The organism is Cerasicoccus arenae (assembly GCF_014651635.1).
Classification (GTDB): Bacteria; Verrucomicrobiota; Verrucomicrobiia; order Opitutales; family Cerasicoccaceae; genus Cerasicoccus; species Cerasicoccus arenae.
This window is the reverse complement of the sequence record NZ_BMXG01000015.1, coordinates 1-11,728: the sequence shown is the minus strand read 5'-3', so window position 1 is coordinate 11,728 and position 11,728 is coordinate 1. Positions and strand designations below refer to the sequence as shown.

Annotated in this window: 8 protein-coding genes; 2 read left to right on the top strand and 6 right to left on the bottom strand. The window is 50.1% G+C overall.

Going from position 1 to position 11,728, the window contains the following annotated elements:
- Window positions 1-87 precede the first annotated feature (87 nt).
- Window positions 88-1,068 (bottom strand): CmpA/NrtA family ABC transporter substrate-binding protein, encoded by a 981-nt coding sequence (locus IE065_RS12095; RefSeq protein WP_189515412.1) that lies wholly within the window; start codon window positions 1,066-1,068, stop codon window positions 88-90.
- 1 nt (window position 1,069) lies between these two features.
- Between IE065_RS12095 and IE065_RS12090 the strand changes: the two genes are divergently transcribed.
- Window positions 1,070-2,068, top strand: a complete 999-nt coding sequence (locus tag IE065_RS12090; protein ID WP_189515410.1) for a LysR family transcriptional regulator — start codon at window positions 1,070-1,072, stop codon at window positions 2,066-2,068.
- Between the two features lie 107 nt (window positions 2,069-2,175).
- Here the strand turns inward: IE065_RS12090 and IE065_RS12085 are convergent, their stop codons facing one another.
- The 5 genes from IE065_RS12085 to IE065_RS12065 form a co-directional block, all read right to left on the bottom strand.
- Window positions 2,176-3,069, bottom strand: a complete 894-nt coding sequence (locus IE065_RS12085) for a hypothetical protein (RefSeq protein ID WP_189515408.1) — start codon at window positions 3,067-3,069, stop codon at window positions 2,176-2,178.
- A 75-nt stretch (window positions 3,070-3,144) separates the two neighbouring features.
- Complete coding sequence (locus tag IE065_RS12080) at window positions 3,145-5,700, bottom strand: O-antigen ligase family protein (RefSeq protein WP_189515406.1); 2,556 nt, start codon at window positions 5,698-5,700, stop codon at window positions 3,145-3,147.
- A gap of 57 nt (window positions 5,701-5,757) precedes the next feature.
- Window positions 5,758-7,854 carry a polysaccharide biosynthesis tyrosine autokinase gene (locus IE065_RS12075; protein WP_189515405.1) on the bottom strand — a complete coding sequence of 699 codons (2,097 nt, stop codon included), beginning with the start codon at window positions 7,852-7,854 and terminating at the stop codon, window positions 5,758-5,760.
- Window positions 7,855-7,857: 3 nt separating this feature from the next.
- A complete protein-coding gene (locus IE065_RS12070) occupies window positions 7,858-8,868 on the bottom strand; it encodes a polysaccharide biosynthesis/export family protein (protein ID WP_194500035.1) in 1,011 nt (336 codons plus the stop codon).
- Window positions 8,858-10,063, bottom strand: coding sequence for a hypothetical protein (locus tag IE065_RS12065; RefSeq protein ID WP_229792107.1), 1,206 nt, complete (start codon window positions 10,061-10,063; stop codon window positions 8,858-8,860). Before IE065_RS12065 ends, IE065_RS12070 begins: the two co-directional genes overlap by 11 nt.
- Before the next feature lie 225 nt (window positions 10,064-10,288).
- Between IE065_RS12065 and IE065_RS12060 the strand changes: the two genes are divergently transcribed.
- Window positions 10,289-11,728 (top strand): hypothetical protein (locus IE065_RS12060; protein ID WP_229792106.1); only part of this gene is annotated, 1,440 nt, incomplete at its 3' end.

The following is an 11,728-nucleotide window of genomic DNA, read 5'->3' as shown; positions in this document are numbered from 1 at the left end:
GTGCTCATGTGTAATTCCGCCTCAACAGGCATACTGAGTGCCTATTTTTAGGCAGCAGAAACGACAAAAATTGACCGCAGTGGCCATTTATTTGGCTGTTGGATAGACCTTGGAGGCCAATTCTATGATCTCGCTCGCGCTCGTTCCACGCCACTCGGCCAACTTTGTGCTAAGTATTATCCAAGCCACATCCGCCGCAGAAATATCTGTTCCGCCATTGGCACCAAAATCAATCACTGGCTCGGGCAAGAAATCTAAGCCAGTTCCGCGGTCATACTCCCCTCGCAAGATTTTCTCTATGCCTTGCGCCGTTGTTCCGAGGACTTGGGAGCGCCGCATCTGGCGGGCAACGCGTGAATTATTTTCGGGATTTGAGCAAAATTGACAGGCACGCTTAAGCGCTTTAATCAACCCCTCGTACTGATCCGGTCGATCAGCAATCTTGGATTCCAGTGCAATTAGAACTTTCTCTGGATGATTCGGGGCAAGGTCATTGCTCATCGCCACGGTCCAGCCCAATCCTTCACGCACAGCAAGGCTGTTCCACGGCTCACCGACGCAGAAACCGTCCAATGTAGCCGCTCGCAGGTTGCGAACTGCCTGGCCCGGTGGAATCACAACAATCTTAACGTCACGGTCTGGATCCAGCCGGATGCTCGTCAGCCATTGTCGGAGTAAAAAGTAATGACACGAGTCAAGTGAAACCACACCCAGCTTATATAAACGCTGACCGCGCATGGAACGCACTTCGGCGCGAAAATCATCGGAAGAGCTTACTCCACGTTCTCGAATGTTATTTGAAAGTGTAATACCGTTGCCCAATCGACTCGTCACCATCAGCGCTCGGCATGGGCGTGCGGCAACATCATATCCGACCGAAATTGCTAAAGGCTGCGGAGCAAGCGCGTGTGCGGCATCCAGCTCACCATAAGCAATTTTATGCTTTATCGTGGCCCATCCGAGTTCCCAGTGCAGTTGTACTCTTAGGCCCTCTTCTTGAAAATATCCCAGCTCACCCGCCAAAATGTAAGGTGCAGCGTCAAGCAGCCGCACCAACCCGATTTTCATCGTGCTAGTATTATCTGGAGTAGAAGCCATGAATGGTATGGCGAATGCTAGCTATTCCCATGCCATCATGATCGCACCACTAGATACCCGCCAGTTAATGACCGTCGTCGCCGTTGCCCGAACACGAAGTTTTACCGAAGCGGCAAAGTCCCTGCATTTAACACAATCCGCTGTTAGCCATGCAGTAAAAGCGCTTGAAAATGACATTGGCCACCGCCTTTTCGAACGTGAAGGCCGACGTATTCGCCCGACTGAACCCGGAGAATTTATTATTCGTGAGGCGACGGAGATCCTCGCCCGGCTGGAATCCATGCGTGAACGCATTGGCAATTTTGATGGTTGGGGCCGGGGACGCCTGCGAGTCGGTGCCACGCCCGCCTGCGCTCACCTTGTTTTACCCGAGATCATCCGCGAATTTAAGCAGAGTTTTCCAGGCTGCTCGATCAGTATCAGCCCAAGCTCCGGCAAGCAAAACATTGAACGGCTTCGTCGCAACGAGGTCGACCTCGTCCTTGCATTCAATGTTGGTTCCGATGCCACAGACCTCGAATCACTCGAATGGTTTGAAGACGAGCTTCAAGTCGTGATGCCTCCTTTCCATCCCTTAGCGCAAAAGAGTGAGATCGACCTCAATGACCTCAGCGGCGAAACACTGCATTTGCACGGCGGTGGCAATCCAGCGGATGAAATCATTAAAGATAAACTACACAGTCAAGGCGTCCGCCCGGCCGAGTTGATCGAAGTAGGCAGCATGGAAGCCATTTTGGAAATGGTTAAAATTGGCCAAGGCTTGGCCTTTGTGCCCAAATGGGTTGCCGGTCTGGATTTAACCAAAGGAAGCCTGACGCTCCGACCAGTTGTCGATAGTGGCCTAAAACGGAACTGGTCCTGCTTTTGGGCGCGCCAGCATGAACTGACGCTGTTTGAGGAAACCTTTGTCGGCCTCTGTTTGGAGGCGAAAGAACGTCTGCTGGGACGTAATATACTGGAATACGCATAAGAGCGTGGTCAAATCCAAGCTACCTTAATTGTTGACCTTTGGAAAAAAATTGCCGGCCCTCGCAATCATGCAAAGTCCGGCAATAAGATGAAAATATACACCTAGGGCTAGAAGCTGTAGGCGATACTAAACTTCCCGTAAACAGTGTTTTCGGGGCCTAGATCAATGTTCTCGATGCCCCTTGTGCCATCGTTATTGCCGGTGTAGCCAATACCTGCGGCAATCGTGCCGTTCTTGATCGGCGTCCAGGAAATCTCGGCCGTGGTCAACCAATAGGTGTAACCATTGCGCCATTTGCCACTAACCGGCGACTTACTGTCACCAAGGTAAGACTGCGAACTAAGCTGACCAAGACGAGCTTCTGCGAAAAGAGTCCACTCCTCTGCAAGCTTCCATGTTTCCGAAACACCGACGATAGCCTGAACCTGCTCCAGTTGGGAGTCATAAGTGACATATGCCGCAGGGTTCAGCGGAAGCCGACCAATGATACCAAAGAAAAAAGCACTGCGATAGTAAGAACCAAGTTGGCTGGGCTGGCCGGCACCAAAGCTATTCTGATCATAAAGGGCCAAACCACCGCCGACATCAATGTCGAGGTATTCCAATAAGCGATATTTCCAGCCGCCAAGTGTGTTGAACTGGTAAGTATCATCTCCATCAAACGGCAACACGCCTGATAGTGTCAAATAGCCGTCACCGCCAAAGAGTGGGCCGCTGGTTGAAAAGCTGGGCACAATTGTGCTCTTGGACAAACGCTTACCCACAGAAGTATACGATGTGTAATAACTGGCACTCGGCACAAACATATGGTCTGCCGGGTCACCCATGATCCGCGCTCCATTGAAACTGATAAAGCTGTCCCATGCTTCCGTGTTGACCGCAAACTTCTCATCTGGCGGCGCTGATGCCACGTCCCCTGCAGGCTGCAGGTTCTGCGCATAAAGGCTGCTTAGGGTGAGAGTGAGAAGAGCAGAAACAATGAGAGGTTTTTGTATTAACATGCGCGCAGCAAATCGGTTTTTTTTCGTTTTAGCAATCCTGATAACGTCGATAATCTCCCCCCTTCTTGGGGAGTTCTACTTCCGCTGGAAAGGCTCCACGAGTTCCCAAAGCAAGGGATTATCGCCGGTATCCTTAATCCCATCAAACATTTCAGCTTGTGTCGTCTTCAGCTCAATTTTGCGCTCCACGACTTCCTTCAGATATTGTTTCCACCCGCTCCAAGCATCAGCGTAATTATTGTCGAGGCGGCTAAGTTCACCCTGCCAATAATAGACATAGGGCGGCGGATTCTTAAGCTTCAGCAGTTGCTCGATCGTCCAACGCGCACCTTCGGTATCCTGATTGTTCAGTTGAGTCTGCAGAAGAATTCCACCGCGCACGACATCAGTGGTCCGCGATGCAAAAAGTGCCCGTTGTTCGCGTATATCGCGCAACATCAGCGACTCCATTGCGGGAATCTGTGGAATCGGCGCATACTCTTGGGCAAGCTGAATCGCTGCGGGATAGTTACCCATGCGGGCCAATGCGTTGGCCCGGTAATACCAAGAATTCGGCGCAGCGTCGGGGTTCTCCTCAAGAAAACGGATTAGACGACCGGAATCACCTCGTTCCAGCCAGATTTTCATGATGCGTTCGCGCTGTTCAGGGGTAAACCCAGTTAACTGAGGATCACGGCGTAAGTCTTCGCTGAGCGCCCGTAGAAAGTCTTCCTTTTTGAGCGATGCTAGGTAGTTTTTACGAAATTCAGGCGTAATCTGACTGAGTCTGTCCAAATCCCGGGCAAAGCGGGGATTCTTGGTCGATTCCAAAATAATGCGGTGGTGTAGCTCACCGGGGTTCTCCGATTGGCGCGTTAGTGCATCTGCCCATGCTTCGTATGCGTAGTGTGTGCTTCGCGGCAACCACACCTGGCCCTCATAAAGCGCTGGGGCAACCAGCACAGGCTCAATCGCACGTGCGCGCTGAAAGTCTTGGCGAGCACCGTTGGTGTTGTTCTCGATGTACAAACGTGCCTGACCACGCTGCAGGTAAAGCTCCCAATCCATCGGCAGGAAAATCAGACCAGTTTCAATATCGTCGGCAATTGTCTCACTTTTTCCAACCTCAAGCGCTTCGGCAACGCGGACCGGGATTTCCTGCTTCACAATCGAAGAATGCAACATCAGGCCGGTCGTATCAGCCGTTATCCAGAGCCCCCCAGCGAGGATCAGTAAGCCACCAGCAGCTTGCCACGACCAAGTTGGAAATTTACATGGATAATCGTTTTTGAGATGCGGCATCGCCATCCGAAACAACCAAATGGCAATCAGCACCACACCCAGTTGATGACCAGACACGTCGAAAAATGTATGTAACAGGAAGACCGAGACCGCGATCAAGGCGGCCATTCGCACCAAGGCTAAACGATCCGTTCCAAGGGGAAAAGCCATCCAAAACAGGTAGAATACCAATGTGGCCATGATCGAGAAACCGGGCGCTCCCATCTCGGCGGCAATCCACATCCAGTCACTTTCCGGATGAATAATCGGCTGAGGCGAAAGGGACTGATCCCGATAATGTGGAAAAACAGCAGCAAAATTACCTAGCCCGACTCCAGTTGCTGGCTGCTCCGCAATCAGGGAAACAGTGTCCCGGTAAACAACCCAGCGAAAATCGTCGAACATGCTCTCTTCAGAACCGAGCCAATCACTGAAGCGCGATAAGGTCTCCTGCCCAGTTATCAGCATCAAGCTGAAGCTCAGTGCAACCAGCGGCACCACCACCCGAAGGGCCCCCTTACCACCGAGAACGGTAAAACGAAGGATTATCCATACCCCGCAACCCAACACAAAAAGTAGGAGGCCAGCCCGAGATAGGCTCATTGATATCGCCAATGCGCACAACAGAAACGCGAGGCCTGATAATACTGCCCAAATCCAATGCTTCGTTGCCCCAAAGAACGTCATCCCCAGCGCCACGATGCCAATCGTCACCAAGAGGATCGATGTTTGGTTCCGGTTATCAAAAAAGCTGAAACTAGCGGCTCGGTCCGTATCAAAATACTGCGTACCAGATAGATTCCCGACGACCACCAAACCTGCCAATAATCCACCTAGCAGAACAAAGCATTGGAGCAAACGCCAACGATCATCCAGTCGAAAACGCGAATTAATCAGCAGATACAGGTAAGATAAACCTGCCACCAATAGAACTAAATGTTCCAACGACTTCAACGGCTGTGGCGAAACCGTAACGGGCAGTTCTACCCCTGATCCGCTAATGGATTTCCACCAGCCAGAACGCCCAAAAAACATACTTGGAAGAAAATCCAAGTATCCAGCAGGAATAAAGGCAAAGCTGGCAATGACCAGTAAGATCATAACCGTCCAGTCTAGCTTAGGGTCTAGCGTCGATTGAGGAGGCCGCAGAATCAACAGCAACCCAATGATCCCCACAAACAGACCTTTAACCCAGAGGAATTTACCACCACTGAGCAACACCAGCCCAATCAGGCCAATGACCACCAAGAAATGAACCAGATGAGTTGGGCTGGTCGGCAATGGAGATTCAATCTCCTTTTTGCGACTCGATTCCATAACAACGCCAATATGAATATCGGCGTATGGTCGACTGCCCGGTTTATCTTCCATAAAATTTGCCAGCTTTAAGGGCCAGTCGCTATTGGCAACACAAACTTATATAATGAATCAGGAAGCTGAGAATTTTGCTTTATCCTTTACAGGATCCTTCTTCTTGGCGCGGTAGTTGTAATAATCGTTGTAGCGGTTGTAGTAGTAATAATGACTAGGCTGACGAGTATCCACGAAGTTCAGCACAAATCCGTCTACTTGCACACCGCGCAGCTCTAAGATGTCCAGAGAGGATTTAATCTGGCCAGAGCGGGTATAATTAGACCGCACCATGAAAATTACTGCGTCGGCCTTGGTCGCGAAGCTCGGGGTGTCATCTGTCGCCAACACAGGCGGGCAGTCGAAGATCACATAATCATATCTCGAACGCATGAGCGCGAGAAGCTCTTCGAAGCGCTTACTCAGCAACAGTTCGCCTGGGCGCTCAGGATAATCCCCACATGGAATGACATGCAGATTCTCTGTTTCAGTCTGGATGGTGACATCTTCCAGCGTCAGTGACGGATCTTCGATTAATTCGGCTAGCCCAGGAGTTACCGTAATATCGAATTCTGTATGAATGCGTCCGCGGCGCAAATCCGCATCGACCAATAGGGTTCTGGACTGAGCAAATGCGAGCGTGATGCCCAAGTTACTTGCCAAGGTCGATTTCCCCTCAGCAGGCACTGAGCTGGTAAGCACGATCATCTGAGGGCGCTTGCCATCTAAATCCATAAACAGCAGCGAAGAACGAATATTGCGGCACGATTCCGCAAACATTACCCGATCATCACCTGGCTGGAGGAGTTGCAACCGCGCCCCTTTCTTTTGCTGTTGTAGAGGGATGACTCCCAGAACTGGCGGCGTATAGCGTGCACCGATATCCTCGGCAGACACGATTCGCGTATCCAGCATGGAGACCATTGCCAAAATGCCGGAACCCATCATGAGGCCCATCAGCGCACCAAGAGCAATTTGCTTGTTCTTATCCATGACAACCGGATACGCCACACTGGCATACTCCAGAATCGAAATCGTTTCCTGGTGAGTATTTTGCGTAATATCGATCGAATCGATGGAGGCCAACAACCGTGCGTGGACAGCCTTGGCGCTTTCCAGCCGTGAATTCAGCCGACCAAATTCAGCAAGCAGCGTGCTAAATTTCAGCGCCTTGATTTCCCAATCGGCAATAATGGCGTCAAGATTCACTAATTCCGCCTCCAACTGCTTACGGCGGTCTTCTAGCTGACCAAGAGTCTGGCGGCGAAAAATGTTAAGCAAATTCGCCTGACGCTCGATCTCCTGATTAAGCCGGCGGATTTTCGGGTGCGCGGGCTTCATGTAGATTGCGAACTCGTCACGCTCAGCACGCAATTGCTCGACTTGGCGTTTGGCCCGCTCGTAGCCATTGTCCAGTGAACTAAGTTTCGATTCAGTGAGTGCATCGAGATTCGTATCCTTCTCATGTCCCATGGAATTGAGAATCCGGATCTCCGTCCGCAAACCAGCCCGCTGATTGTTCAACTCAGCCAAATAGGAACCCGCATTGTTCCCCTGCTCCGTGATAAAGACGATATTGTTGGACCGCTGAAAATTCAGTTTCTGTTCTTCCAAATCCTCAATCTCAGCTTGTTTTTCGAGGACTTTCTCCATGATCGTCAGGAAGAATTTTTCTGTGGTCTGATTACGGCGCTCTTCCTTATAAGCGAGGAATTCATGCATGACCGCATCCAAATAAGCGCTGACATATTTAGGTTCTTCGCCAACTGCCGAGAGATCGAATGCACTGGCGTCGACAGACTGTAAAACGCTAACATGCACATAGACGGGCTTAAGCTCCGGGTGAAGCGCCGCCACTCGCTGCTCCGCACGTTCTTTGACTTGCTGACTATTCATCAGCTTGATCTGGGTACCAAAGAAATTGAGGAAGACTTCCTGATAACGCGCGCCCTCGGGAATCGTCACTTGACCGTCAATGACCATCTGCGCGTTGGACTGGTAAACCGGCTTCCGCTGAGACTGCTTGAACCACTGAATACTGATACCAATGGCCAAACAAAGCACGATCACCCACCAGAGCCGCGCAAGCACCAGGCGGCCACGAAAATAGAATGAACGGAGCATCTCCGACCATTCGAAATCTTTATCTTGGTCATTAAATCCGCTCTGCGCCATAATTTAGAAAGTGACCCACTTTTCGTCCACGATTATTCGGTCTCCGGGTTGCAGCAGCACATCGTTGTCCTGCCGTCCCTTTTCCAATATCTCGTTTACATTGATTTCCCGCTCGGTACGCGATCCATCTTCGCCATAGCGCATGAGCGTAACATCGCTACCGTCGCCAAATTCCGTGAAACCACCAGAGATCAAAATCGCCTCGCTAAGTGTAATTTTTTGACCAATTGAAATTGGGTAAACGCCTGGCGAGCGCACAGCACCGCTCAGTGTATACTGACCGCTAGAATCACCACGGCGTCCAACAAAAATCCGGTCATTGGCTCGAAGAATCAAATCTTGATCCAGACGACCGGTTTCCAAAATTTGGCCCACATTAATGTCAAAACGCTGCGATGATTCTGGATTCTGCGCATTTGGGCGAATCATTGAAACCCGCGTTGGGTCAGCATAGAGATTAAACCCACCAGCACGCATGATCGCGTCACTCACACGAAGAATGTCCCCCGAAGGGATTTCAACGACGCCTTCCCGCTGGACTTCACCCATCACAAGCACGATGCCTCGTCGATTTGCCGCCTGATGCTCTGATATCAACACCGTCGCCTGATAGTAATGTTCCTTTTTGAGCGCTTCGCTGATTGTGAACGCAAGATCTTGGGCAGTGTGGCTGTCTGCTGGCATTTTGCCTAAAAGCGGGATTTCGATTTGTCCATCTTCATCCACTAAAAGCACCTCTGGAGGCTCACGGTCTTCAACCACCATATATTCCAGCTGATCGCCAACTTTAATCTGCTTTTTATTGTCCAGCAAAGTCATCGCATCATGCGAATCATTTTGATCGATCGGCGGGGCGGGTGGCAGATAAGCGTCCGGGACTGGCTCAGCGACAGGACTCCCCGCATTATTAGTCCCCACAATATTAGTCCCCGGAGCGGTGGGCAAAGTCTCCGGTTGCGCAAAACCCGTGGGCAATCCCACCAACGCAAAAATCACCAGCAACCTAAAAATCATAACGCAGACCAAGAGTGACCTGGTTCTGGTAATAGGACCGGTTAAACAAGTTGGATTTTTTATGGGTAAAGGCATAATCCAAGCTGGTTGTGATTTTTGTGGATAATCGGTAATCTATGCCAACACCGATGCCATAGCGACTATAATTTTCCGCAGTTGATACCGGGAAACCGAGTGCGTTGAAGCCAGAACCACCGGAATCTGAGCCCAATTCCCAATAAGCCTGCCCTCGTGGACTAATCTTACTGTTCATACGCCAGTTAAATGCATACGTGAGTGAAAAGACAGAATCGACGTTGGAGAGGTAACCGAAATTAAAACTGTGCGCTGCCGACAAGGAGTGCTCAAATACACTGGACCACCGATGGCTAACCGCGGCAGCGCCAACCAAACCACTCGGCTGGCTAGAATCATTGATCGATCCTGTGTCGTCGAAGTAAAATTCCTGATATGCAATATTGCCTGAAAAACTGAGATTCTCCGAAGCCTGCCAAATCGCCATCGGGCCAGCCGACCAACTCCAGCTGTTGTTATTAACATTCTCATCGTAGATATTGCGTGATCCAGTCGCGGTAACGCCCAGTGTCAAGTTATCGGCCACGAGAAAACGAGGGCCGCCAACCAAGCTATAATCGTGGCGACGTGTGTAGTCAAAAGTTGAAGAAGTAGGAATGATGTCCATTCTACTGAAACCAGCGAACAGAACAATATCGTTGAGATCCCAATCAACATCTACACCTGCGATATTCGTGAATCTTCCATAGTCAAGAGGGTTGGAGGAAACCACTGCTCCATTTAGCCCAAAGGCGTCCGAGGCATCGACACTATAGGCCAATCGGTCATAAAACTCGATTGTTACATCATCAATGAAAATAGTGAACGCAATTTCCGTATCTGGATTGATATTCAGAAAATTGTTAATCGAGTCCAATTCCGGTGTACGGAGATACTTAGAGTAACCAATGCCTACATTGACGCTCAGTGTATTCAATTCTGAGACCTGATAACGTCCATTTAACGAGATTCCAGGCTGGATGATAATGTCCCACCGCGGATTGTATTCTGCGTAATTGATGTTATCGTCGTAAATAACCTCCAGAGTCGCTGCTAAGTCGAAAAGGAAGCCCCCAAGCTTAAAATTCTCATTCTGAGCATGGGCGTACTGGATAAAGCATAGCCACACTAGGGCAAACAAGCCCCATGATCGCCTGGCCCTTTTACAGCAATTCAAATAAAACATACACCCCATTTTCATAAAAGATATTTATCTAGACAAGCTTTACGATAGAATAAATTTTCTATGCAACATTTCTTTAAGAGAATCAACAAATCTGACGATAAACTCCCAATTATAAAGAGGAGAACGGCTGAATTTACTATCAATTTAGCTGAAAATAGATATATTATAGAGGTTTAATTGATGAGAAGTATAACCAAATTTCACAAGCGCTTCGCTATCGGACTCATTTCGATGGTGACTTTGTCGCTATGGGCTGACACCTCAACGAGCAATTCTGATAAATCGGAATTGACGCTGCTAGAAGTGCCCGATGTCAGCAAGGAGGAACTCTTAGATAAACAGAAAAACTTGGCCCGATGGCACATGGGGGCAACTCTTTATGATGCGTCGGAAAATTTCCTAAGTCCCGTCAGTTGGCAAGAAGCGGACAGTACAGACACGATGGGTTCCTTAATGACCGATGACCCCACCGCCTCGTTTGATGTTAAGCCAGGTGAATACCGCTTTGTCGTTGATCTCAATGATTCCTTCATGGTTAACCGATTTAATTTCAAGAACTTCACCTCTCTAGGAAGCGTGCAGCTCTATTATTCGCCCTCCCTCGAGGCTCCTGACGCCAGTAGTTGGAAAAGTGCGGCTCCGGCAGACAAATTTGGTCTCAATCAAGTTGTTAGCCCGAAATTCAAGCCCTTCCAAGCTCGCTACCTAATGGCTCACCTCGTCATCGATCAGGCTGGCGTCATTGGCAACATGGGGGCATTTGGCAACCTATCGGTTGCCGAAGTCAGAATGCGCGAACAGAAACGAGATGAAAATATTGCCGCCAACACCGCCAGCTCAACCAAAAGCAAGCCCGTTAAGTTCAACTATGCCTCCGCCCATGCGGACTCACGCGTCAGCTACGTCAGTTCCGGTCAGGCCGATTATGCAATGTCCATGATCGACGACGACGTAGAGAGCTTCTACGACTTCGATAGCAGCGATCAAGAAAACGTCGTTATCGTCGATCTCAGTGATCAGCGAGAAGTCAACAGCGTCTCTATGCTGTTTGAATCCGGCCCCGGCAACTTCGACTTCTATGTCGTCAATAAACTGCCCGACGATGTGAAGGATGTCCTCGATCGTCAGGAAAAAGATGCCGCCAAAAAGGCCGATTCCTCAACGACAAAAGCTGACGACGACATGGCGATGATCTTCAATCGAGGCCAGTGGGAGCCACTCTTACTCGCTCAAAATGGAGACGATGCTCTCAGTTCTATCGTCAATTTCGCAGGAGACGCCATCTTTAGCACTATTTCACTACCCGGTGACTTTTTCAGTGAACTCTCCCCCACTGTGGAACAGAAGGTCGACGGAAGTGCTGAACGCTTCCGCATTGATTTCTCCAACCTCACTGGCCGCTTCTTAATCATTCGTTTTATGCCCGATCCGGGCTCCGGGGCAACCTTGCGTATTTATGAAATCAGCCTCATGGGCGACATCATTGCCGACGAAGATGGCCCAGTGGAGCGGATTACTGCTTTTTCCTTATTTGGTGGAGCCGGAGCCGCAGGCTTAGCGCCGCCTCCCACTCAAGTACTGGCTCCACCCGCCCCCCCACCAAATGTCCGCCCCCCCCCC